This is a genomic window from Moritella dasanensis ArB 0140 (assembly GCF_000276805.1).
Lineage (GTDB): Bacteria > Pseudomonadota > Gammaproteobacteria > Enterobacterales > Moritellaceae > Moritella > Moritella dasanensis.
Window position 1 is genome coordinate 61,495 of the sequence record NZ_AKXQ01000020.1, and the last position, 25,605, is coordinate 87,099.

At 41.9% G+C, this 25,605-nt stretch carries 19 protein-coding genes; 13 read left to right on the top strand and 6 right to left on the bottom strand.

What is annotated here, in order from left to right; all coding sequences use genetic code 11:
- Nucleotides 1–66: 66 nt before the first annotated feature.
- A complete protein-coding gene (locus A923_RS0115900) occupies nucleotides 67–1,065 on the bottom strand; it encodes a DUF2955 domain-containing protein (protein ID WP_202800850.1) in 999 nt (332 codons plus the stop codon).
- 80 nt (nucleotides 1,066–1,145) lie between these two features.
- Nucleotides 1,146–2,213 (bottom strand): HlyD family secretion protein, encoded by a 1,068-nt coding sequence (locus A923_RS0115905; protein ID WP_017222679.1) that lies wholly within the window; start codon nucleotides 2,211–2,213, stop codon nucleotides 1,146–1,148.
- A gap of 150 nt (nucleotides 2,214–2,363) precedes the next feature.
- On the opposite strand from A923_RS0115905, the gene A923_RS0115910 reads away from it, so the two are divergent.
- Both A923_RS0115910 and A923_RS0115915 read left to right on the top strand, forming a co-directional pair.
- Nucleotides 2,364–3,233 (top strand): LysR family transcriptional regulator, encoded by an 870-nt coding sequence (locus A923_RS0115910; protein ID WP_017222680.1) that lies wholly within the window; start codon nucleotides 2,364–2,366, stop codon nucleotides 3,231–3,233.
- Between the two features lie 205 nt (nucleotides 3,234–3,438).
- Nucleotides 3,439–4,308, top strand: a complete 870-nt coding sequence (locus tag A923_RS0115915) for a radical SAM/SPASM domain-containing protein (protein WP_192810698.1) — start codon at nucleotides 3,439–3,441, stop codon at nucleotides 4,306–4,308.
- Between the two features lie 54 nt (nucleotides 4,309–4,362).
- Here A923_RS0115915 and A923_RS0115920 read toward each other — a convergent pair whose 3' ends face one another.
- Nucleotides 4,363–5,985 carry a methyl-accepting chemotaxis protein gene (locus A923_RS0115920; protein ID WP_017222682.1) on the bottom strand — a complete coding sequence of 541 codons (1,623 nt, stop codon included), beginning with the start codon at nucleotides 5,983–5,985 and terminating at the stop codon, nucleotides 4,363–4,365.
- Nucleotides 5,986–6,559: 574 nt separating this feature from the next.
- Between A923_RS0115920 and A923_RS0115925 the strand changes: the two genes are divergently transcribed.
- From A923_RS0115925 to A923_RS0115935, 3 genes are all read left to right on the top strand, one after another.
- Complete coding sequence (locus A923_RS0115925) at nucleotides 6,560–7,957, top strand: uracil-xanthine permease family protein (RefSeq protein ID WP_017222683.1); 1,398 nt, start codon at nucleotides 6,560–6,562, stop codon at nucleotides 7,955–7,957.
- Between the two features lie 222 nt (nucleotides 7,958–8,179).
- Entirely contained in the window at nucleotides 8,180–9,532 is a 1,353-nt protein-coding gene (locus A923_RS0115930; RefSeq protein ID WP_017222684.1) for an 8-oxoguanine deaminase, read from the top strand.
- 340 nt (nucleotides 9,533–9,872) lie between these two features.
- The gene (locus tag A923_RS0115935) at nucleotides 9,873–13,370 is read left to right on the top strand and encodes an EAL domain-containing protein (protein WP_017222685.1); all 3,498 of its coding nucleotides are present in this window, start codon (nucleotides 9,873–9,875) and stop codon (nucleotides 13,368–13,370) included.
- A 14-nt stretch (nucleotides 13,371–13,384) separates the two neighbouring features.
- Here the strand turns inward: A923_RS0115935 and A923_RS0115940 are convergent, their stop codons facing one another.
- Nucleotides 13,385–14,104, bottom strand: coding sequence for a glutamine amidotransferase-related protein (locus tag A923_RS0115940; protein WP_017222686.1), 720 nt, complete (start codon nucleotides 14,102–14,104; stop codon nucleotides 13,385–13,387).
- Nucleotides 14,105–14,188: 84 nt separating this feature from the next.
- Here A923_RS0115940 and A923_RS0115945 point away from each other — a divergent pair, with 84 nt between their 5' ends.
- From A923_RS0115945 to A923_RS0115965, 5 genes are all read left to right on the top strand, one after another.
- The gene (locus tag A923_RS0115945) at nucleotides 14,189–15,010 is read left to right on the top strand and encodes an AraC family transcriptional regulator (protein WP_017222687.1); all 822 of its coding nucleotides are present in this window, start codon (nucleotides 14,189–14,191) and stop codon (nucleotides 15,008–15,010) included.
- A gap of 63 nt (nucleotides 15,011–15,073) precedes the next feature.
- Entirely contained in the window at nucleotides 15,074–15,376 is a 303-nt protein-coding gene (locus A923_RS0115950) for a hypothetical protein (RefSeq protein ID WP_017222688.1), read from the top strand.
- A gap of 768 nt (nucleotides 15,377–16,144) precedes the next feature.
- A complete protein-coding gene (locus A923_RS0115955; protein WP_017222689.1) occupies nucleotides 16,145–16,657 on the top strand; it encodes a phage regulatory CII family protein in 513 nt (170 codons plus the stop codon).
- A gap of 172 nt (nucleotides 16,658–16,829) precedes the next feature.
- Nucleotides 16,830–17,696, top strand: coding sequence for an AraC family transcriptional regulator (locus A923_RS0115960; protein ID WP_017222690.1), 867 nt, complete (start codon nucleotides 16,830–16,832; stop codon nucleotides 17,694–17,696).
- Between the two features lie 35 nt (nucleotides 17,697–17,731).
- Nucleotides 17,732–18,736, top strand: coding sequence for an alpha/beta hydrolase (locus A923_RS0115965; protein WP_237716228.1), 1,005 nt, complete (start codon nucleotides 17,732–17,734; stop codon nucleotides 18,734–18,736).
- A gap of 41 nt (nucleotides 18,737–18,777) precedes the next feature.
- Here the strand turns inward: A923_RS0115965 and A923_RS0115970 are convergent, their stop codons facing one another.
- Complete coding sequence (locus A923_RS0115970) at nucleotides 18,778–20,394, bottom strand: methyl-accepting chemotaxis protein (protein WP_017222692.1); 1,617 nt, start codon at nucleotides 20,392–20,394, stop codon at nucleotides 18,778–18,780.
- Between the two features lie 405 nt (nucleotides 20,395–20,799).
- Between A923_RS0115970 and A923_RS0115975 the strand changes: the two genes are divergently transcribed.
- Both A923_RS0115975 and A923_RS0115980 read left to right on the top strand, forming a co-directional pair.
- Nucleotides 20,800–21,681, top strand: a complete 882-nt coding sequence (locus A923_RS0115975) for an MBL fold metallo-hydrolase (RefSeq protein ID WP_017222693.1) — start codon at nucleotides 20,800–20,802, stop codon at nucleotides 21,679–21,681.
- A 99-nt stretch (nucleotides 21,682–21,780) separates the two neighbouring features.
- A complete protein-coding gene (locus tag A923_RS0115980; RefSeq protein WP_017222694.1) occupies nucleotides 21,781–22,668 on the top strand; it encodes a LysR family transcriptional regulator in 888 nt (295 codons plus the stop codon).
- 38 nt (nucleotides 22,669–22,706) lie between these two features.
- On the opposite strand, the gene A923_RS0115985 is transcribed toward A923_RS0115980, so the two are convergent.
- Nucleotides 22,707–23,330 (bottom strand): MarC family protein, encoded by a 624-nt coding sequence (locus tag A923_RS0115985; RefSeq protein WP_017222695.1) that lies wholly within the window; start codon nucleotides 23,328–23,330, stop codon nucleotides 22,707–22,709.
- Nucleotides 23,331–23,947: 617 nt separating this feature from the next.
- Between A923_RS0115985 and brnQ the strand changes: the two genes are divergently transcribed.
- Nucleotides 23,948–25,273, top strand: coding sequence for a branched-chain amino acid transport system II carrier protein (gene brnQ / locus A923_RS0115990; protein ID WP_017222696.1), 1,326 nt, complete (start codon nucleotides 23,948–23,950; stop codon nucleotides 25,271–25,273).
- The last annotated feature ends 332 nt before the right edge of the window (nucleotides 25,274–25,605 follow it).

A 25,605-nucleotide genomic window follows, 5' to 3' on the forward strand; every position in this document is an offset into this window, starting at 1 on the left:
GTTAACGATAATTGTAGTCTGATTTTTTTTCAGTAAAAATAAAAGATAGCGACACCGATAACGATGTCACGCTTTAATCACTCTCACTAGCACGCAATGAGTCAACCATATTGCCAGCGAGGTCAGTATTACCGCAAAGGTGATAGAGCTAAAACGATAGACAATAGAGAAGAATGCATCTTGTTGCCCAGGCTGAAAAGCGGTTGTCAGAGGCACTGCTAATGCGCTCAACGCCGAGAACCCAAGCCCAGATTTAACCCCACCCATGGCGATTAGCCAAGCAAAAAAACCAGCTGCTATCGCAAAGGCCATTAAAAATAATAATCCATTATTCGCCCAACTTGATAAAGCTAATTGGATCGCCATGCCCGCCACACAACCCAGCAATGTACCGCTGATGCGAATTTTTGCTACCGCCATGGAACCAAGGAAAGTCATCGGTGTTAACACAATAAAAATAGACGCTTGCGCTGAAATCGAGTCACTCAGATCCGCAAACTGAAAGATTAAAAAAGCCAACATGGCGATGGTCCACCCCATTGCAGCTTGTCGTAATACACCGATGTGATCGTGCGGTACCGCAGCCGCGGCATGTGGCTTCACCACCTTTAGGTTTACAGGTTCCGGAAATAAAAAATACGCGAGTGCACAAATAGGATAAATAGCAAAGGCACTGACCCAAAGCGTGACCGTGAAGTCTTCAATATCAAAGCTCGGATAACTGATAAAATTAAGTGCAATCGAGCCCACCAGCAATCCTGTAAAACCAAACAAATAACTGCTTGGTTTGGTCATGGCGATACACTTACTCAAAAATAAAATGGCCACGGCCACTGTCATCAACCAAGGATACGCTTGTAAAAAACCCGAAATGAAATTCACTTCCAGCGTGACTAAAATAATGCCGAACACCATTTGATTGATTAAACTGCAATGCCAATCATCTGTACGGGCAATTATAAATACCGGCAGTAGTGCAGCAAAAAAACCATACGACCAACCAAAAACCATACTTAGCGCTAAACCAAATACACATGCAAACCAAAGTCGCATCGTTTTCATCATCCCCTCCCCGTTAAACTAAATCGATCGAATACACTGACTCGGCCGAATAAACCCATGCAGTCTTAATAAACCCAGTGGCCTTAATAAATATAATGCAGTAAACCAGCAAGCTTGATCTGCAGACTTGCCAAAGTTTGCCACCACACATTATTGGTAGGGTAAAGCACCACTGTGGCGCGCGAGCCGACAAATAGCTGGCTCGGGATAGCTTGCTCACTGGCAAGATTCACGCGTATACGCTGCGCATCTCGCACCCAACGATTGCTGACTTCCACCGAGGTTAATTGACCACTGGCGGTTTGCTGCGCCGACGCCACACCAAAGTCACGACTGGCGACAGTGAAGTTAAATACTTGCCCCGGCAGCGCATCATAAGTGACATAAGCAGCGGAGGTTTTACTGATTAATGTCGTGGCTTTTTCACGAAAATCAGCAGCTACCCACAGCGAATCGCTGGAAATAAACGTCAGCATCGGTTGATTCGCAGTGGCCATCGCGCCGACTTCTAATTGCAGATTCGTGATCACGCCCGTGTTCGGTGCATAGATGTTGGTGTGGGATAAATCTAATGTCGCTTGCGCAAGGTTATTCTTAGCCGCCATCACCAATGAGCTGTCACCCACTCCCGTACCCAATTGGGCTTTAATTGCGAGGGTTTGTTGTTTAGCCGCATGCAGTGTCGAGCGCGCCGCTTGATATTTGGCATAAGCACTATCCTGCATAGACACGGACACCAGGTGTTTTTTAGCCAGCTTGCTGATACGTTTATATTCCGCCGCCGCATTGTTGTAATTGGCATTACTGCTGGCGGTATTTGCGATGGCCGCTTCGACCTGCGCATACAAGGATGTTTGTTGCTCATACGCTTGTTGTAATGCCACGTTGGCCTTGTTTACCGCGATGCTGTATTTGCTATTATTAATACGAAACAACAGCTGGCCCTTTTCCACATGCTGATTATTGTTGATCGCAACATCGATAATCGGCCCAGATACTTCCGGCGCTAATTGCACCACATAACCATAAACTCGACTCTCGGTGGTTAACGGGGCGTATCTATCGGCCACTATGATGTAAGCCATGAATACAATGAACAAGACAATAAGGCGACACATCCAACGACGAAAAGCGGACTGGGTATGAGACATATAAATTTCCGATGACGAATAAAACAGTGGGGGATTATAGAAATATTCGACTTGATTAAATACAACAATTAATATGGCACTTGCGTCTCATAAGTAGGACAATGAGTAATGCGTTAATGAATAATAGCTCGACTAATAATAGGACAATCAATGAAAGCATCGATGGATGATCTGTACTTATTCATATTAACAGTAAGACATGGCGGTATTAGCGCTGCGGCACAAGCCCATGGATTACAGCGTTCCAAGGTCAGCCGACGACTCCAAGAATTAGAAAAAGCACTAGGTTGCCAACTACTTATCCGCACCACACGGCAGATCGAACTGACCGAACATGGTCGCCTGCTGTATAAACATATTAATCAGCCATTAAGCGATGTAAACCAAGCTATTTCATTACTGAAAAATCAACAACTAAGCCTGCAAGGCGTATTGCGTATTGCCGTGCCTGCGGCGTTTATTGCTTCAACTCTCTTTGCAGCATTGTTAGATGACTACGCACGACAGTTTCCAGACATCAGCTTAGAAATAATTCATCGACATGAAAGTGTCGATTTGAAACGTGAAAATATCGACTTGCAGTTATTGCCTGATGTCGTCGATATTATTAATGAAGATTACATCCAGCAAGTATTCTTCCCGTCTAAAAGAGGCCTGTTTTGTGCACCACATTACCTGACAAATCACCCGATGCCACACAGTCTGAACGATCTGTTTGAACATGCTATTTTAACCAGTCACTACGATTCTTGCATATTACCAGAAGGCTTGAATATACGCTTAATTTCAGAGGATTTGGGCTTAGTGAATCGCATGGCACAATCGGGGCATGGTATTGCGTTGCTCCCGATGATTTTAGTTCAGCAACAGATTAAACAAGGAAAGTTGATTCATGTTCTGCCCGATATTTATCAATCAGAAATTGCCATGACCTTGGTGTATTCTTCACGCCAATTCTTACCGCAAAAAACCCGCGCTATGATCAACTTACTGCGCGATAAATTTTTAAATCATCACTGATATCGATGTTATCAATGTTAATTGTTCCGTGCAGTAACCACGGCCGCTCTTAGCAAAATCGCAGTCCTCTACTATGATTTAGCTTACACCTCAACGCTGGGTATCTTTGATGAACTACATAAAAAAGTTAATAATGGGCAACTATGGTTCACACGGCAATCCGATTAATTTTATTCGATCTAAATTTTACAACAAATATCCCTACATGTTCTTACAGTCTACATTCCCCAGTGCGGTTGAGCTTGAACTGACCAACGATTGTAATTTTCGCTGCCCACATTGTCCAAGAACACATAATATGACACGTCCTGTTGGCTACATGGATCTTAAATTAGTGTTTAGCATTATAGGTGAAATAGCCCAACATCAACGCACTATGCTAAGAATTGTAGGTTTAGGAGAGCCTGCAATGCATCCTAACCTGAAAGAGATTTTAGCCTTTGCCAAAAGTCAAAACGTGGTAACCGAGTTCACCACCAACGGTACCTTATTAGAAGTGTTAACTCCGGATGAAGTCATCAATTCAGGTATCGATTATTTAGGTATTTCTATCGATGGATTTGATGCTGCTAGTTATGGAAAACGTCGTGTCGGCGGCGATTATGCAACCGTCAAACGTAACGTACAATTACTCCATGAAGAGAAAGAAAAAAAACACTCTAACACACCAATCGTCGCGATCCGCAACGTGGAATTTAGTAATGACGACCCAGAAAAATTAAACACTTATAAGCTAAAATGGTTTAAACATTCCGACGTAGTGAGTTTCAACACCTTCACGCCAAACAGGCCGATTATTACTGACGGTCCATATAAACGCTGCCACTCTATTAAATTTGAGCTAAAAATAAATTGGAACGGTGATGTGCCACTTTGCCGATTCCAGTGTGCTTTTCGAGAAGAAGAAATTATTCAAAATGCCCATGACACATCACTAAAAGATATTTGGATGAGCCCGAGGTTACAAGCAGCAAGAACAATTCATAGGGAAAAAGATTTAGACAAATTAAGTTACTGTAAATCATGTCCCAAAGTACAAATTTCAACACCAACCATTCGTAAATTTTGGAAATGACACAGTAAAATAGGGGTATAACACCAATACCCGCTATTCACTGTAATTGCTTTATTATTTAACTTGGAATTTATTCAACCAACTGGCTAAATCAGCGGTTAATCGCACCAAGGTTTGTGAGCTTTCTGCGCCATCCGATACTGTTGTCGATAACTGACAACTGCTCTGTTCAATCATGTTCACTTGCATGGCAATATCTTCACCAACCACTTTTTGCTCAGCGGCGGCGGTGGCAATTTCATGACTCATCGATGAGATAGTTTCTAGCGCAGTCACAATTTGCGCCAAGGCTTCCGATGCATGCTTAGATTCCGTGACGGTACTCGCACTCGTATCAGCACATATATCCATGGTTGAAATCGCATTACGAGAGCCAATTTGCAGGTTCGTCACCATTTGCTGAATTTCTTTGGTACAGTTTTGGGTTCGCCCAGCTAGGTTTCGTACTTCATCAGCAACAACCGCAAAACCGCGGCCTTGCTCACCCGCACGCGCCGCTTCAATCGCCGCATTCAATGCGAGCAAGTTAGTTTGCTCGGCAATGTCGCCAATCACATCTAAAATCTTGGTAATGTTATTTACATCGCCATCTAACGAAGACACCGCAGAACTTGCCGTATGTAGCTGATCAGCAAGACCTTGAATATTATTCACTGTCGAGTTAATTAAATTATGGGTATCGACACTTTGTTTATCCGCATCAAGGGTATTTTGCGCCGTCGCTTGGGCAGAGTCGGCTACGCCATTGGCCGATTCCGCCATCTCTGTCATTGCCGTTGCAATCATCACCGTTGACTGTCGTTGGGTCTCGGTTAATTCGCTCATCTGTTTAGCGCGTGTATCAACATCGTGTAACTCAGTGCTTAGTGCGTTCATCGCCTGCCCAAGATGCTGAACTAACTCACCCAAAGACATACTCATTGTTTGTACGGCGCCGTAAATACTGTCTCTTGGCGCAGACTCGCTAAATGATGTGCTAATTTGACCATCAGCTACCGATTGAATCGCAGTTAATACATCTTGTGGTTCACCACCAATAATCGCAATCATACGTTTAATTGCCGTCATAAGTAGTCCAAAAATCAGACTCGCCACCACGAAACATAAACCGAATTGCCATTTAGCACTCGACCAAAAACGCGCATTCACTTCATTCTCGCCAATACCTGTACCCACAATCCAACCCCAACGCGTGGTCTTTTCGGCAATAGAGTGTTTTTCTTCCACTGAACCATCAGGCAATCGTTGCGTCCAAATATAGTCGGCGATTTGATTTGGCTGGCGATTCACTGCATTCGTTAAGATCTGACCAACACTTTTACCTTTACTGTCTTTAAAATCATTAAAGCTCGTACCATGTAATTGCGGATCAAGTGGCGCAGCAAGGAACATCAGATTTTCATCAGCAACGTACACGTATTCGTTGTCTTTATAGATGTTATTTCTCAATACCTGGATCGCGATTTGTTTGGCTTTGTTTTCTTCTAGCTCACCAGATGCGACCATTTTTTCCATATTAGTAATGAAATTATACGTAGTTTGAAACACCTCGGTCACCCGAGATTCATTATCCGCTGTACTTGATGCTTTCAGCGTCCACAGACCCACGACAGTAATAGCAACAAGTGCTGATAAGATGATACCGGCAAGTAAATATGATTGTGTTTTTAAGTTCATTCGAGGCACTTCTTTGAATAAATGGAGAGGACATTACTCTATCGGCAACATCACATATAACTTTACAGTCTGTCGTAATTTAACCACAAAACGCCTACCAGGTTTGTGATCTGATCAATATTAGAGATCAAAATTAACCATTATGAGGTAACAACATGATTTAGATTATGAATAAGTGTAAATAAGTACGTTTTATTACGGCCATTTTAGCTACTGACGGTTCCAATTAAACAAACATGACTAAATATCATTATCCTCGTCAACACAAACACAACAACGTGTTGTAAATTGTTCACAATATTCATTCAAAATTAAATCATAAGATGCTGATTTTAATTATAAAATAAGCTATTACACCTCTTTTCATTCTATTTTAATATTATAGACCCACGTCATGTTGTTACTATTTTGTTTCCAATTAGTGATCAAGTTGTAGACAACCAATGTGAACAACTATATATTTTTAATGGATATTGGGTTCTGTCGCAGCGTTTTAAAATGGATGTACCTGACACAGAATAAAAATATCAATTGTTCAAATAATGATGATAATCAACATTGAGGTAGAGTAGATATGAGTACAAAAGGAACTACAGATGACTTGTTATACGAACTTCATGATCGCCCCGAACCACTTAAAGCCTTGTTTGCCGCTTTTCAGCATATTTTAGCGAGCTTTGTTGGTATTACCACACCCGCATTAATTATTGGCGGCGTTTTAGGGTTAGGCAGTGAACTACCGTATCTTATCTCAATGGCCTTATTTGTATCCGGCGTTGGTACTTTTTTGCAAGCCAAACGACTTGGTCCGATAGGATCAGGATTACTCTGCGTACAAGGCACCAGTTTTGCGTTTTTAAGCGCCGTGCTCGCCGCTGGTTTTATTGTGAAAAACCGTGGCGGTAGCCCCGAAGAAATCTTAGCCATGATTTTTGGTGTGTGCTTCTTCGCTTCATTTGTAGAGATATTCTTAAGCCGTATCATCCATAAATTACAGCATATTATCACCCCGGTGGTGACCGGTATTGTCATCACCACTATCGGTTTATCGCTGATTAAAGTCGGCATGACAGATATCGCCGGTGGTTTCGGTAATCCAGACATCGGTGATGCAAAATATCTCATTGTTGGTGGCGTGACGTTAGCGACAATTATTTTAATTAACCGCTCAAGTAATCAGGTATTACGCTTATCTGGCATCATGATCGGCATGTTAGTCGGTTATATAACCGCGTGTTACATGGACATGGTGAGTTTTGAAATTGCAGACGTTGCCCTTATTTCAATACCGGTCCCGTTTAAATATGGTTTCGATTTTGATTTCGCCGCATTTATTCCCGTCGCCATTATCTCCATTGTGACTGCGATAGAAACCACAGGTGATTTAACCGCAAACTCGATGGTATCGCGCCAACCGACACAAGGTCCAGTTTACATCAGCCGTATCCGTGGTGGCGTCTTAGGTGATGGCGTTAACTCTTGCTTAGCGTCTATTTTTGGTAGCTTTCCGATGTCTACCTTTAGCCAAAATAACGGTGTGATCCAATTAACCGGCGTAGCCAGTCGCTATGTGGCCTTTTATATTGGCGGACTATTCGTCTTGCTTGGCCTGTTCCCAATTATTGGAGCGGTATTACAAACATTACCTAAGCCAGTATTAGGCGGTGCAACACTGGTGATGTTTGGTACGGTCGCCTCTGCCGGTATCCGAATTCTAGCTTCTGCCGATTTAGATCGTCGTGATCTATTGATCATGGCAGTGTCGTTTGGTCTTGGTCTCGGTGTTGTCGCCGTGCCTGAAGTAACCAGTTCATTTTCACCTTTGTTAAAAAGTATTTTCAGTTCTTCAGTCACGGTTGCCGGTCTCTCTGCTATTTTGATGAGCATGATCCTACCGCAACGAAAAAAAGAAGAAGTTAAAGAAGAAGAACAACAAAATACCGTGGTAGCGAAAGAAGTGCATGCGCGCTAAATATTGACTTGAGGGGTATTTTTTGTTGTGATATCCCTTATCAATCAAGTTATAAAAATCTTGTTTGATTGATTTGGAGGCGATCATTAAATAGCCGTGATCTTAGATCAACTGATACTGTACCTTTCCGGTTTGTGCATTATCAGCTCCTACATCCGGGTTTGAGCTATTAAGGTCTTTGGCCTTAATTATTTTTCTAAACCCTGACAATTAGGAGTTTATATGCACGTTAAATCATCTCGCTTGTGGATCAAAAATCCCCTCGACTGTTTAGATCCCGCTTATGCTGGCGGCATTATTATTCAAGACGATATTATTATTGAATTAGTCCCTGCAGGCGCAGAACCTATTGCCGTGATCGATGACGTTGTCGATGCCCGTGAGCACGTTTTGATTCCTGGTCTGATCAATGCCCACCACCATTTTTATCAAACCTTAACGCGCGCATTTCCAGATGCATTAAATAAAGAATTATTTCCTTGGTTACAAAGCCTTTATCCGATATGGGCAAAACTCACCCCAGAAATGATTGCGACCTCAACACAGATAGCCTTGAGTGAACTATTACTCTCCGGTTGCACGACGGCCAGTGATCATCACTATCTGTTTCCTGATGGCCTCGAACATGCGATCGACATTCAAATTGAACAAGCTAAAAAACTTGGTATTCGTGTGCATCTTACCCGAGGCTCGATGAGCTTAGGCGAAGATCAAGGTGGTTTACCACCACGCACGACGATCCAAACAGATAGTGTGATCTTAGCTGACAGCCAGCGCTTGATTGAAACCTATCATCAATATGAAGACGGCGCGATGACCCGAATTGCACTGGCACCTTGCTCGCCCTTTTCAGTCAGTGAAGAACTGATGCGCGCAACAGGCGATCTCGCGCGTGAGCATAATGTCAGACTACACACCCATTTAGCCGAAACCCATGACGAAACCGATTTTTGCATCAAGATGTTTGGTGTTCGCCCTGTTGACTATCTAGAACGTGTTGGCTGGCTAAATGATCGCACTTGGTTGGCACACGGGATCCACTTTAACGAACAAGAAATAGTACGCTTAGGTAATGCTGGTGTCGGTGTTTGTCACTGCCCATCATCAAACATGATATTAGCATCAGGCCAGTGCCCAACATTGGCTTTACAAGCGGCTGGCAGCCCGGTGGGTTTAGGGGTTGATGGTTCGGCCTCTAATGATGGTTCGAATATGATTGGTGAAGTGCGTCAAGCTTTGTTATTACAACGATTACGTTATGGGGCCAGTGATATCACCCATCAAAAAGCCTTCGAGTGGGCAACAAAGGGCTCAGCAGGTTGTTTAGGGCGTGATGATATTGGCGAGATAGCAGTGGGTAAACAGGCCGACATAGCCTTGTTCAAACTCGATGAGATCCGCTTTGCTGGTGCAGGCACTCCCGTCGCCGCATTATTACTGTGTGGCGCAACCAAAGCCGATAAAGTCATGGTGGCCGGTAAATGGCGTGTACTTGATGGTGCAATCGTCGGATTAGACTTAAATCAGTTGATGGCTAAACAAATAATGTTAGCGACACAGCTCGCAAACGCATAAATTTATACATGAAATGAGCGTGATGTAACCGCACCACTTGAATCTAATAACTACACTTCAAATATCTGCTCGACCTCATTAATGGCTAAGACCATCGTGGGGTCGAGCAATATCACCGCACTGTCATTTGGTCTTGGTAACCTTCAGCCAAGAAATTAAATTACACTTTATGTATATATCCCGCTCTGCACCATCATGGTATTAATAGCAGTTATCCCGATAAGGTCGGGTAAGTCGTATGACAAAGATATCAAAACAGTAAAATAAACGAGGGGGGAAATACCCACCACTTCCCATCACTAAAGAGCAAAGACAGGCATAGCGCACCTTGAAGAATTCAATGTTGAAAGAATTAAAAACATCTATAGTGATACAACTTATCTTCGTCGTGTCTATCGTTCTATCAGCGACTACAATTTATGCTATTTATCATTATGAACATCAAAAAGAACGCTTAGCCATTCAAAATTTATCTCATATTTATGTCAATCTCATTGAGAGCACAATCAATCAGGCATTATCCGCAACCTTCCCACTTGCAGCCTTAGTTAAAAAGCAACAGCTTGATGAAGATCAGTTCAACCAATTTGCAACTGAAATGCTAGCTTTCTATCCCAATATCGCCGCATTACAGCTTTCTCCAAACGGTGTTATTCGCTACATCGCACCACTGGCGGGTAATGAAAAAGCACTTGGGCATAACTTACTCACTGCACCGAATAGAAATAAAGAGTCAGTCGCGACCAAAAATAGCGGTAAATTAACCTTGGCAGGTCCTTTTGATTTAATGCAAGGCGGTTATGGCGCAGCTGGGCGGTTACCAATATATTTAGACCGCCCAAACGGTGAAGAATATTTTTGGGGTTTTGCTACTGTGTTGTTACGTTTTCCGCAAGTACTTGCGCCTGTAAAGCTATCGGCATTAGTCGATGCAGGGTTAGCTTATCAATTATCTCGCACTCATCCCGACACCGGGGAAATGCAAGTTTTAGTAAACTCGCCTGAATTACTGTCTGCTTTTCCCGTTGTAAACAACATCAACATAGCCAACGTGACGTGGATGTTAAAAATATCTCACAGCAATGGTTGTAATCACTACATTTCACTCTTCGTGATGTCGCTGTTGGGTATGCTATTTACAATATTAGTGACCTTTTCTGCTATCTCAATCTTACGCATAAGAAATGATAAAACAGGGTTGAAAAATATTGTTGCTGCGCGTACGAAAGAATTAGACGATAATTTAAAACGCTTAAATTTAGCGTTAACATCAGCAGGACAAGTGTGGTTTGAGCTAAACGTACAAAGCGGTGACATTTCATTTGGTGGTCACAGCGCTAAAATGGCAGGCTACGGTCCAGCCGACGTACAAACGACGTTAGCGCATTGGCTAGAAAGCATTCATCCAGACGACCTTGGGTCAGCTTCAAATAAATATCAACAATCCTTACGCAATGGCGTGGCATTTGAACTTGAATATAGAAGAAAAGGTAAAGATGGACAGTGGTTATGGATCCAAACAACCTGTGAATTTACCGCATGGGATGATCAGCATAAACCAACCTGGTGCACAGGTGTGCATACCGATATATCGCAGCGTAAAAAAATCGAGTTACATGATAATGCACGTAGCGCGGTGTTAGAGAAATTATTAAAAGGCGATCCACTAAATATAATTTTAGAACATATCGTTAGTTTTATCGAACAAGAACAAACCGGCGCGCTGTGCTCTGTACTATTGGCAAATACCCAAGGTAGCCAGCTTCATTGTGGATTTTCATCCTCAAACATTCCTGATTTTTACAATGCCGCTATTGATGGTATCGAGATCGGAGATGGCGTCGGCAGTTGCGGCACTGCCGCATTCAGCAAACAAAGAGTGATCGTTGAAAATACGCAAACTCACCCATATTGGTCCCCCTTTAAAGCGCTAGCAGCCAAAGCTCAATTAGCCTCTTGCTGGTCTGAACCTATTATAGGGGCGAACAATCAACTACTGGGTACCTTTGCAATTTACCATCAGCAACCGAGCACACCAACAGCGAGAGATTTCAAGTTACTCGAGTTCGCCGTTCAACTCAGCGTAATAGCCATTGAACGAAATTTGTCAGATGAAAAAATTAAGCTTTCTTCCCGTGTCTTTAGCGAGACCAATGAAGGGCTGATGATCACCGATGCAACGGGAAAAATCATTGATATCAATCCCGCGTTCACGCGCGTCACTGGTTACAGTCTTAACGAAGTATTAGGCCAAACGCCGAGTATCCTTTCGTCCAACAAACAGAGCCCTACTTTTTTTATTGAAATGTGGCAGAGCCTCGTTGAGCAGGGCTATTGGCATGGCGAGGTTTGGAATAAAAAGAAAAACGGTGAACTCTTTGTGGCCCGACTTTCTATTTCCTCACTCAGCAATGATGATGGTAAGACATTACACTACGTGGGCTTATTCGCTGATATTACCCAGGCTAAACAGCAGCAACAAAAGCTCGAATTAATGGCGCATTATGACATGCTCACCGAATTACCCAACCGCTCACTGCTTGCAGATCGTTTCAAGTTAGGTATTAGCCATAGTCAGCAAACAGGCACAATGCTTGGTGTGTGTTTCCTTGATTTGGACAACTTCAAGCCAGTCAATGATCGCTATGGTCATGACGTTGGCGATCAATTACTCATCGCGGTAGCGCAACGTCTCAACGCGAATATCAGGAATAAAGATACCGCATCACGCCAAGGTGGCGATGAATTTGTGCTGTTGTTAGGTGAGATAGAATCACTGCAGCATTGTCATGAACTATTAACACGGATTAATGATTGTCTTGCCCAACCTTATCTTATTGCCGGGCATATTTTTAATATCAGCGTCTCGATTGGGGTAACGCTATATCCAGATAATGATGCCGACTTAGATACCTTATTACGTCACGCTGATTATTCGATGTATCAAGCAAAATTAGCCGGTAAAAATCGTTTTCATTTATTTAATCCAGAACAAGATAAACAAAAAACACAAAAAAACCAACAACTTGATGAAATACAACAGGCCTTATTAAATAACGAATTTGCTTTATATTACCAACCAAAAATAAATATGAAAACCGGTGAGGTATATGGTGCTGAAGCCTTGATCCGTTGGTTACATCCAGAAGATGGTTTGATCCCACCGCTGGACTTCTTACCGATTATTGAAGGTTCAGCGTTAGAAATTCAGATAGGTGATTGGGTTATTAACCAAGCACTGAAGCAAACGGTTGAATGGCAACAACAAGGTATCTTTCTTGAAGTAAGTGTCAATATCGCTTGTTATCACTTGATCTCACCTGCATTTTTAACTCAGCTGGAAAATGCATTAGCAAGTTATCCCCATTTCAATGCCAAATATTTACAATTAGAAATATTAGAAAGTGGCGCGCTGACAGATCTCAATACCATTCGTGATATTCTCAATACCTGCTTAAATGTATTAGGCGTGAATATCGCCCTCGATGATTTTGGTACGGGTTATTCGTCACTTACCCACCTCAAGGATTTACCAGCAAATACCATCAAAATAGATCAGAGTTTTGTGAAGAACATGCTCGATGATCCTGACGATTATGCCATTATCAATGGCGTGCTTGCGTTAGCTAGTTCTTTTAACCGAGAAGTCATTGCCGAAGGTGTTGAGACAACAGAACACGGGTTGATGCTACTCGAAATGGGTTGTTATGCCGCTCAGGGTTATGGCATTGCACGGCCGATGCCAGCGGCAAAGATCCCAAGTTGGATACGCAACTATATCCCTAATCAGCAATGGCTCGATAGCGGTAATACAGTGCGTACAGCAAAACAAGGATAGATTTGAGTACGAGATCAATGCGCTCGATAAGCTTCAACTAATTTATCCAGAAACCCAGCAAGTAATAGATTCATTCGAGTGGCATCATGATTCATGATCACACTCGGGTCTTGAATATACTTGCCCCTGTGATTAGCGTTAAACGAAAGCTGATCGTGTGCAATCAAAGGGCCTAATTGCGCGCTAATAAATTCAAGATGACACTGAAAGCCATAGACGAGCGGCGAATAACGCACAACTTGGCGTGGACAACCGTCACTTACCGCCAATACCTTACTGTCACTTGTTAGTCCTGGCATATCGCTATGCCAATGACCGACAACCTCAGCTAAATCGAACTCGGCTAACTTAGGGTCAACATGACCATTCCCTGTCAACTTGATAGGAAAATAGCCAATCTCTTGATAAGGACTTGCTTGGTATGCAGCCCCTAGTGCTTCACCAATCAACTGCGCCCCCAAACAAACACCAACGACGGCTTTATTTTTCGCTATCGCTTGTTTAATCAATGCTTGTTCACCAAGGCTATCGAAGTATGCACATTCCTCTTGTCGAGTATTTGGGTTCTGCGGCCCGCCTAATACAACAAGCAAATCAAATGCATCATCTTCAACAGGTAAAGCTTCATGCAAGTACACTCGACTGAAGCTGACTTGATAGTCATGCAGACTCGCCCATTCAATAAAATACCCAGGATCTTCAAAACGCTCGTGCACAATAAAATGAATTCTCATATTTCCTCTGTCATATTATTTAGTTGTTGGCTTTATGTTACACTCACTCACTATGACTGAATAAGGCCATCGAGACACATAACTATGCCAACCAGCCAAATATTATCTGCAAATACGTTAATAACACAAAATCATCATGCACCAGCACTCATTAACACCATCGAGATGCCTAAGGGATTTATTGACAAATTGCATCAGCACCATTGGCATCAGCTGATATTTCCAATTCGCGGATTGATACAAACAGAAGCAGACGGCTGTCAATTCCTTGTTCCCCACACCACCGCGATCTTAATCCCAGCTGGCATCGACCACGAATCCACAGCCATCACCAACACAACATTTATCGGGCTGTATATCAATCCCGACTATGGTCGCCGTTATACCCGTAGTGCAGAGCAACAACTTAGACAAGTGTCGATGACGCCTTTTCTCAAAGAGCTGATATTAATGATTAAACAACAATCTCAATTAGAGTCCGCGCTTTCTCACGATAATACCTTGCGCCTACTTGAGGTACTCCATGACCAAATTCATAGCAGTGAATCGTTCAAGTTCAAGCTATTAATGCCACAAGATCGACGCATTAAGGTTATCTTTGAACGGTTAACCACGCAGCCAGAATTGGATTTTACATTGTCAAAATGGGGTGACATAGTCGGCGCATCTGAACGTACATTGTCGCGGATATTTGCGAAAGAGTTCAATACATCGTTTGCGTTGTGGCGACAGCATTTACGTCTAATTCAGTCACTGTCTCTGCTAGAGTCTGAGCTATCAATACAAAACGTAGCGCATCAGGTGGGTTATCAAAACGATTCTTCTTATATCCATGCCTTTAAAGCACGTTTTGCTATGACACCACAGCAGTTTCGCACCCGAAATCATCGAATTTATATCGAATAAGCTCAGTAATAAAAATAGTTTTACTGTAGTATATTTAGGGTCTTTCTTATATGAGCGCTTTCAATGTCTAATACCGGTCAAGATCAGTCAATTGCTAACATTTCTATCGCACAACTAACACAACCACTCGATGCAATGCACATCGCCCAACTAACCTCGTTTGCTTATGGCCTACCGCCACTGTATTTTTGCCGCGAATATTTAGAGCAAGACGAGCAAACCGCGATTGATCATTGCTTACAACGCTTAGAAAATGGCGTGAGTAATCAAGATTTCACCTTAGACAAATTAACTGTATTACTAGCAGAAAGAGATTACTACGACGACTATGAAGCGCGTCTACGTTTAGGGCCTGAATTAGTATAATTCGATCCTATCATTAAGCTTTGTTGGGATTGTCTAATGACCTCAACATAGCTTAATTTGCTCCAGAGCCCTTATTCCGCATTACCATAGATAATCTATCTAGACGCCTCGACAAACCAATTATTTTAAAGCTATTATTTAAAACCAACGATTTCAAATCAGCTATTTCAAATCCAAAGCACCAATACATCATCATCACGAAGTCTCATCGCGATACCACCACAAGCGGGAAGTAAGCCGTCAAGTCGAAATAAAAAACATAATGAAAGGGATGATGATGAAAAATAAGTTATGACTTTACAGTACTCATTGTTTTTTTAGTTTTGTAATATAACCACAGTTGTCACATTTAAAAATACTGGTGTAAAACCATTTTTGAAACCATGTGCGGCGTATTTTTTCTGGTCGTCCATTATTACAACATTGCATGATAATTTCCTCTCAACATTTTATATATAGAATCAAAGTAACAAAGCCTTAAGCACTCGTTACACGACTCACGGCCTGATACTGAACCCGTTCTCAATGGAATAATCATAGCCCTCTCTGCTTATATAAAATACGTGAATATAGGTGCTTCATTCACATCCATATTTTTATATGGCAGGTTTAATTAATCATTTATTCTAGCGTTATTAACCCTGAGCATATCTGCAATGAAATAAAAACATTTGAATAAAGACAACGTCTGCCGCTATATAACTTGAGCGAATAAAACATTAATGGTAAATTAAGCGATTGAAATAAAAGAATTAAAATGGATGAGAAATGGAAGGTAATTATCATAAGTTAGTATTAACAACACTACAGTCAAAAGTAAAAGACGTAGGTAATGATGAAGTATTAGCCATGCTATCTCAGTTAAGTGATAAAAAAGTAAATCAAAAAACATTTTTAAATAAATTAAATCCACAATATGAGACTCATAATCTCACGCTAAAAGAATTTCTTTTTATTATGGAAATTTTAAAAAAAGATAATAATGGTCGTCATATTCATGTATTCGAAGATTTATTAACAGCTTTCGATTTGAAGTGTGACCGATATTACGCAGACCCGAATACGAATGTAAGTTATCGGTCATTATTGAAGGCGATGATGAACTCGGACAAGGAGCACGGGGAGGTATCTCAAGTTATACATGCATCATTACAGGATAATAAAATTAGTGATCATGAAATTAAGAATATTAAAAGTGAAATAGATGATGAGATTAACGCCTTAATAAAACTAAGGGCTATTTTAATTGAAGCCAATCAAGATAATACAATAATAAAGTAATCGTTATCATCACCAAATCTCATCGCAATACCACCACAAGCGGGAACTAGCACACACTTTTTACAACCTTTGTTGCGGATATTGAAATTCCGCAACTTTCATCATGTATCATCAGGTGAAAATGAGTAACTTATTGTTACCGAACGAGTCGATTTAAAGGTTGTTATAGCGCATGAATTATCCTCAACGTTTTCATCAATTACTAAACTATATAGATTCTAACTTGGATGAAGACCTCACCATCGATAAGTTAAGTGATCTCGCTTGTTTATCCAAATATCACTTCCATCGGCAGTTTGCATCAATCTTTGGCATAACTGCATTTTCTTATATTAGACAAGCTAGAATGAAGCGCGCTTCCTACCAATTAGCGTTTAAAAAAGAGATGCGAATTATTGATATTGCAGTCGCTAATGGTTATGAAAGTTCAGAAGCATTTTCTCGGGCTTTCAGTCAATCCATTGGCCAGAATCCATCCCACTTTAGGGAACAACCGCAGTGGCAGCCGTGGTATCAAAAATATGAACAATCCAAGACATTAAGGATCCAACGAATGAAATCAAATAAACGCTCTCATCGTGTTGAAATTGTGGATTTTAATGAAGTTAAAGTAGCCGCCTTAGTACACCTTGGTCCCCTCGAGTTACTTGGCAATACCATTAACTTATTTATTGATTGGCGTAGAAAAAACAATTTGTCACCCAAAGTCAGCAGAACCTTTAACATTGTTTATGATGATCCCGCGGTAACTGAACCAGAGAAGTATCGCTGTGACATATGTGTATCAGTTAAATCTGACGTAACAAAAAATGAGCATGGGGTCGTCACAAAAAATATCGCAGCAGGACGTTGTGCGGTTATTCGACATGTAGGTTCTGACGATACAATTAGTGAAACTATCGCTTATTTATATTCCGATTGGCTTGCGCAAAGTGAAGTAGAATTACGTGATGCCCCGCTCTTTTTTGAAAGAGTCAGTTTTTTCCCTGATGTGCCAGAGGCGGAAGTCGTGACAGATATTTATCTCCCCTTGAAATAACCAGTCAAGTCGAAATGAACAGCCTAACGAAAGGAATGATGATGAAAATAAGTTACGTGTTAGCCATGATGATAATGCTTTTTCCGTTAATCAAACAATCACATGCAAATCAATTAGCGCAACCGCTATCACTGGCGCCACAACAACAGAAATTCTTTTCACTGAAAGAATTAAAAAGTGCCGATAAAAAAGAGCTTATGCCTTTGGAATATGTGCAAGCGAGTGATAATACCGCATTGGCGTTTAGGGCTTATCGTCCATTACAACCTAAAGCAATTTTAATTTTTTATCATGGCGCCGGTGCCCACAGTGGACTTTCTTATAATCATATTGGAGTGGGCTTAAGAGATGAATTTGACATAGCCGTATATACACCAGATTTAAGAGGCCATGGACGTTCAGGTGGTGACCGAGGTGATGCGCCCAGTGATGAGCAAGTTTGGTTAGATATTAACACGCTGGTAAAACACGCCCGTGTTCAGTATCCAAACCTGCCGCTCTTTTTAGGTGGCCATTCAGCAGGAGCGGGCCTTGCACTTAACTATTCCAGCTGGGAACAAAAAGCTCCCATTGACGGTTATGTATTTATTGCCCCCTATTTTGGTTTTCGTTCAGAAACAAGTCACGATAAAGATAAAAATGACGGTTACGAATTTTCTCAAGTCAACGTGACAGATTTTGTCATAAACAGCATGAGTGGCGGACTTTTTTCTGGTCATGCAAAAGCGGTTAAATTCAATTTCCCCGCCAACGTTTTAGCAAAAAATCCTGAAATAGTGGCATTTAATACTGTCAATATGTCGAATGCAGTCACGCCCTCTTCGCCGGATACACAATTATCGGCATTACCGCAATTTGGGCTATGGATTGGCGATAAAGACGAAGCATTTGACCCTATAAAAGTTACCCAATTTGCGCAAAAAAATAGTAAAAATACCACCAGCAAAGAAATAATAACCGTTAAAGATAATAACCATTTTTCTATTATCATTACAGCATCAACATTCATTGGCCCTTGGATAACAAGCGTTATCAAGTAATTCGGAACATCAAGTAAAGAGCTAAATAGCAACATAGATATTTAAACTTTGAAATACTTTAACTGGCCGTAAAGAACCTCTGAGGTCACAGCCAGTGATTGGCTCTCTTCTGCCAGCATTTGCGATGCTTGTTTTACTTCATTGGCAGCAAGATGGATGATACTCACATTTTGAGTCATTTCATTTGCGACCAAACCTTGCTGCTCTGATGCAGCTGCAATCTGCGCAACCATATCATTAGAGCGGATCAATTCAGAAACCATCGTTGTAAGCTGTTGTTGGGTGGCAACTGAAACACCCACACTCTCCTCCACCTTCAAATTACTGCTAGCCATAGCTTTAACCGTTCGTTCAGTACGTTCAATTAGCGCATCAATGGTTTTCTGAACTGCACTTGTTGATTGCTTAGTACGGTTGGCTAAATTTCTAACTTCATCAGCCACCACCGCAAAGCCGCGACCTTGTTCCCCTGCACGAGCGGCTTCAATGGCTGCATTTAGCGCCAGTAAATTGGTCTGTTCGGAAACCTCACTGATCACGTTCACAACGGCACTAATTTCATAGACACCCGCTTGTAACTCACGCACCAATTGATCCGCCGACGCAATGCCTTTCGAAACATCAGAGATAGTCGATGCAGTGTTTTGCATCGCGGTGCCGCTTTGCGTCGCATGATCGGTCACTAACGAGGTGCTACAAGCGGTGTTTTCCGCATTGCTGGCTACATCTTCAATCGTAGCGCTCATCTCGGTCATCGCCGAAGAAAGTAGCTCGAGCTGGATATGCTGACTGTTGACACTAACGGCTGCTTCTTCACTCGCTTGCGCAATACTTTGTGCCATGCTGGCAGACTGTTCAGCCGATTCATTAGCGGCTAATAACGTCATTTGTAACTTCTCCAGCATACGGTCAATTTCATTACTCATTTCGCCCAATTCATCTTTACGACCAGCATGTAATCTTACCGTCAAATCTCCATCCGCAATGTTATGGGTACTGGCGATCAATTTTTCCAATGGTTTAATGATATTACTGGCAATGACAAATCCCCAGCTAGCTAAGATGGCGATCAACACTGCCGCGACAATGGCTTCTTTTAGACTGGCGGCAAGGAAGTCTTCTTGTATATCTGCAACCAAAATACCCGACCCGATAATCCACTGCCATTCAGGGTACAGCTGGACATAAGAGATTTTATCTTTCAATACATTCTGTGGACTTACCCATTGATAATCAAGAAATCCCGCTTTAGTCGTAGTGGCAATAACACCCATTTCACGCCAATGATATTTGCCTGCACCATCTTTGAAGTCTCGGGCATTAACACCATTTAATGCTGGCTTTTTAGGATGAGAAATAACTTGCAGTTGCGGCGTTAGGATCCAAAAGTAGTTATCAGTATCGTAGCGAATACTGCTAATCGCCTTAATAGCACTTTGCTTTGCGGCTTCAACACCTAATTCATTACGTTGCTGATAATAATGGTCAAGCAAACTGACTGCCACTTCAACTTGCGCGCTCAGTTTGCTCTCACGCTCAATCAAAGAAGACTTTCTCTGCTCATTAAGATTGTAGATACAAGCCGCGATCAAAAGTAATGCGGAAAAGATAACGAGGGATAATAATTTGTATTTAATTGATAAATCGCTTAATTTCATATTTTATCGCTTTCACAATTTGACCAGTCAACAGATCAGTAACAGATTGCCAACCAGTACCCAACAAGGGGTAACATATTATCAACAAATAAGACTGGGCTTATGATCTACATCAATATTCAGCATGATAAGTTACGCTAAGCATATGAAATAAATACAATCTAATAAAATATTTATGGCAATACAGGTTCTAGTTCAGTCGTAGGTATGATCCCCACGGGGTAGATTTAAAATAATCACTGAAAACATCGATCAAGATGTGACGGGGGGCACAATGAACACTCTCAGTCTATATCTGACAACCCCCATCCATAATAAAAATATGCCATTACTATAGATATAGTATATTTTACATATGGGCAGTGGCTACATACACTTACTCTTTCTTTCAAAGGAGTGATAATAATGAAAAATATGGGTATTGTTTTAATCATGGCCAGTACGCTGGTTTGCAGTTTCAACGTAATAGCGGCCAAGGCCAATTTCTCGGTCATCAATACCGGACAATCGGCTGGCAGTTCTGAAGGGCTTATTGTCTCGGGTGGGGAATGGTTTAAAAAACGTCAGCTGGTGCACAACGCAGTACTCATTCAACATGAGCGAGGCGATTTATTAATTGATACCGGCCTTGGCAGAAACGTAGATGACCAAGTCGCGGTGATGGGTTGGCTGGATCAGCAGTTATTAGCTTACACAAAAGCCGTACCAGCGGTCGATCAATTGCAGCAACAGGGTTATGATTTTAGCCGCTTAAAAGCCATTATACCGACCCATTTACATTGGGATCATGCCTCAGGCATTGAAGATTTCAAACGCTTTAATACACCGATATGGGTGCAGAAAGAAGAATTGGAAACCGCCAAAAAACATGCGCCACCCGCTTTTATTCAAAGCCAATTTGATGATCCCGCGATAAACTGGCATTTCATCTCATTAAATAACACCCGTAAATTAGGTTTTGCAGCTAGCTTAGACGTGTTTGATGATGGCTCGGTCATCTTGCTCGATATGGCTGGTCATACCCACGGTCAGATCGGAGTATTGGTAAATAACGAATATCTGTTTATTGGCGATAGCACATGGGCAATCGCAGGGGTAAACAATAATGTTGGCCGCAGCGCATTAGTGAAATGGTTAATGGATCTCAATTACGATCAGCAGAAATCAGATGACCTGGTTGAAACCTTGCATCAGTTGACCATCGAAAATAAAAAATTAGTCATTGTTCCCGCGCATGATGAAGACGTAGCGGCTACATTACCGCGCTATCCTGAATTTTTAATGTGACCTTTAATTCGGTTCACACGTCGTACTATTCTCACATCGTAAAGTACGCACGTAATAACCGTCGCACGTAGTAAATCGTAAATAGTAAAAGAGGTATTCGTGGATTTAAAATCGTTAAAATATTTTGTTGCCGCGGTCGATTCCGGCAGTATCACAGCAGCATCAAAACAGTGTTTTGTTGCTCAGCCGTCTATCACTATCGCCATTAACAAATTGGAGGCGGAGTTTGATACAGTGCTATTAACGCGCCATAAAAAAGGCGTAACGCCGACGTCTGCAGGGCAGCAGTTTTATCAACACAGCAAAGCCTTGTTAAATCAAGCTGGGTCGATGTTCGCGTATTTTAATCCACAGCAATCACGGCAAACCGTCACTGTCGCCGTACAGGCAGATATTAGTGTGGTGTATTTAAAACGGTTGATGTCGCAACTGCAACAACATTGTCCGCAATGGTTGCTACATTTAACCAGCGATAGTACCGCCGATATTTATTTAGGCAGCGATTGCCAAGACATTAATTTAAGTAACGACAGTAAGAACATTCATTTAAACAACGATAACAAGCACAGTGTAACGACATTCCGCCCGTTATGGCGAGATCAGTACTATTTAATAATTCCTAACAATCATGCACTCGCTTTTAAAACCCATGTCACATTAGATCAACTGCAAGGCATCGCGATGATTGAACGTAGACAGTGCAAAAAAGTGAGTATATTGATGGGTCACATGCGTGAATTGCAGATTGAGCGCGTGGCATCCGTTGATACCGAAGAATGGGCGCTGGCATTGGTAGAGCAACAAATAGGGCTTTTACTCGCCCCACTCACCACCGAGCAACTTGAACATGAAAACTACACCGCAATCCCCATTTCAAACATTGCCGGGGTTGAAAAAACAGAGCGTCAAGTGGGTATCACGTTAGCTGCTCATCGTTTACAGCAGCCCGATTTCATGACGTTAATAAATCTGTTTTCCCAACGCTAACGGGGTGAATAACAGCTAAAACATGACGCCTAGTTTGACTAGGCGCTGGTGAGTGAACTCATCACTTCCGTTACGCCACCAATGAGCATTTGCATACCAATCACAGCCAAAATTAGTCCCATCAGGCGGGTCACAATACTAAGACCACTTTCTCCTATTGCCGATATAATCTTTGACGAAAAAATAAAGCACACAAAAGTAATCAGACATAACACCGCAAATGCGGCCACGGTAATGATAATTTCACTCCAGCCACCAGCAGATGAATAATTCATTGCGGTTGCGATAGTACCAGGTCCGGCAAGAAGTGGGACTGCGAGCGGAGATACAGCAATGTCTGCGTCATCACTTTCTTCTGCGGTATGTAACTTCGAGCTTTTACCTTGCAGCATATGATAACCGACCAGAAATACCAAAATACCGCCAGTAATGCGTAATGCAGGCAACGTAATACCAAAGAGATGGAATATTGATTTACCCAAAATAGAAAACAGTACGATGATAATAAAGGTGATCGTGAGCGATTTAATAGCCACCTTCATTTGTTTCGCTTTACCCATTGATCCTGTTAGGCCAGCAAACACAGTCGTATTTGCAATTGGATTCATAATGGCAAAAAAGGCCATAAACACGGTCAAGGCATGTTCAAGTAATTGACTCATTTATCTTATTCCTTGGTAAGTTAACGATATGGGTCGCACTAATGCGGACATTCACTATACCAGAGCCAATTAGCAGTGACGATGCAATAATAAGCCATATAAATTTTTATGCTTCGATATTATTGATACGTTATTTACCTGTAGCTCAGTGCTAACGATTACGGTATTACAATCCCGAACCAGAGGTTGAATTTATAGATCGTATGTAATACATACAATTTGACCACAAAATAAAAAGTCATTTACAATAAACATGTTTATTCATATGCTGTAAGCGTTAATCCGTTCTCATAGTAGAAGTTGTTAAGTTATGTACTCAAGCTTATTTGCACATACAGTTAATAAACACTTAACATCGACCCAGGTTGTATACCACTGTGCCGACTCATCAACTATGCCGATAAAACAACAAACACAAATTATTACCGCTATTATTCTAGTGATTATTCACTAGGCTGGCGGGTACTCTTCCGTCAGCTTTGCTGACGGGGGATACTATGCATTCACATATCTTCTTTCAGTAAACCTGCGGAACCAAGTTCCATCATGGATTTATAGTTCATTGCGTAAACACTGCCAATGATTGTCTATAACCTTAACTTTTGCAGGTACTACATTTGAAAACACAAGACATCTTAGTTATCGGTCTTATGACCTTCGCCCTCTTTCTCGGTGCAGGCAACTTGATTTTCCCTCCAGCAATGGGCCTTGATGCTGGCACATCATTACCTTCAGCCATGGGCGGTTTCTTGATCACAGCGGTCGGATTACCAGCATTTACCATCATAGTATTAGGCCGTATTGGCGATCTTAATAATTTAACCAAAGCATTACCAAATTGGCTAGGAACCACATTTTGGATTTTACTTTTTACCGCCATTGGGCCTGCGTTTGGCATGCCAAGAGCAGTGACAGTGGCTTATGAAATGGGTATCAAGCCATTTTTTAAAAGCGATCATCTGCTGCTTTTTTCTATCATTTTTTCTGCTATCACCCTGTTGCTGGCTTTCAAGCCTGGTAATCTTGTTTACTATATCGGCAAAATAATAACACCAGCCTTACTCCTACTGTTATGCGGGTTAGGGCTAGCGGCATTTATTCATCCATTAAGTCTACCAGCCGCCCCCTATGGCGATTACCAACATAGCGCAGTCACCAGTGGCCTGATTCAAGGTTATATGACCATGGACGCCATTGCTGCGGTGGGTTTTGGTTGGGTCATTATTCAGGCGATCAAAAGCAAAGGCGTCACCAGCCAACAAGGTATTGCATCGAGTGCAGTGAAGATTGCCGTTATATACGCTGTATTAATGGCTGCTTGTTATGTCGTGATGGGTTATGTCGGCGCAACATCGACGGCGATTGCAGAGCACGGTACTAATGGTAGCGTGATCCTAACGCGCTATGTCGCAGCAGCATTTGGTCAATATGGCCAGTTCTTTCTTGCCGCTATTATCATCATGGCTTGTTTAACAACAACTGTGGGTCTAACCAATGCCTGTGCTGAATATTACCAAGATACTTTTAACGCCTCATTTTCTTTGACGGCAACAATCATTGTTGTTCTCACCGGGATCATTGCAAATTTTGGGCTCGACCAGATACTAACCGTTAGCCTACCCGCTATTTTAATATTATGTCCGATTGCACTCGCGCTCACATTAGCTTCTTTTACAGCGTCAATATTCACCGTATCACGCCTTACGCATTGCAGTATGCTCATCACCGCAACCTTGTTTGGTATCCTCGATGCGATCAATATTTTAGGTAATATGCCACTCGAATTTAATCTATTATTTATTGAAAACCTGCCACTTTACAATGCCCATGCAAGTTGGTTGCTACCCTCGCTATTAATGCTCATGACGACGGCGTTCATTGGCCGAACTTCCGCAGTTGAAAATAGATTTGGTTATGTCGATTATCGATTAGATAGACACTAAAACTCCAAGTGTTAGTCGCGCTAAAGTTGAGCACTCGGCTTTGGCGCGCGATTAAAGCCAACGCCTATACTACCGTTCTACTACCGTCCTAAGACCGTTCTACGAGGATCTGCATGAACGACATACTAGGGTTCATATTTTATCTTTGTTGCAAAAAGACGGCGATATTACAAGTGTAGATTGTACTTATAACTTATTGAATTTTGTAAATGTAATCATGACCTCGGTATTAAAGGATTTAATCTTTCGGAGTAAGTGCCGCATTAGCAGCAAAAGGCATGGGAGTTGGCGCAGCAATGGCAATGGCATTGGGTATTGGTATTGGTATTGGT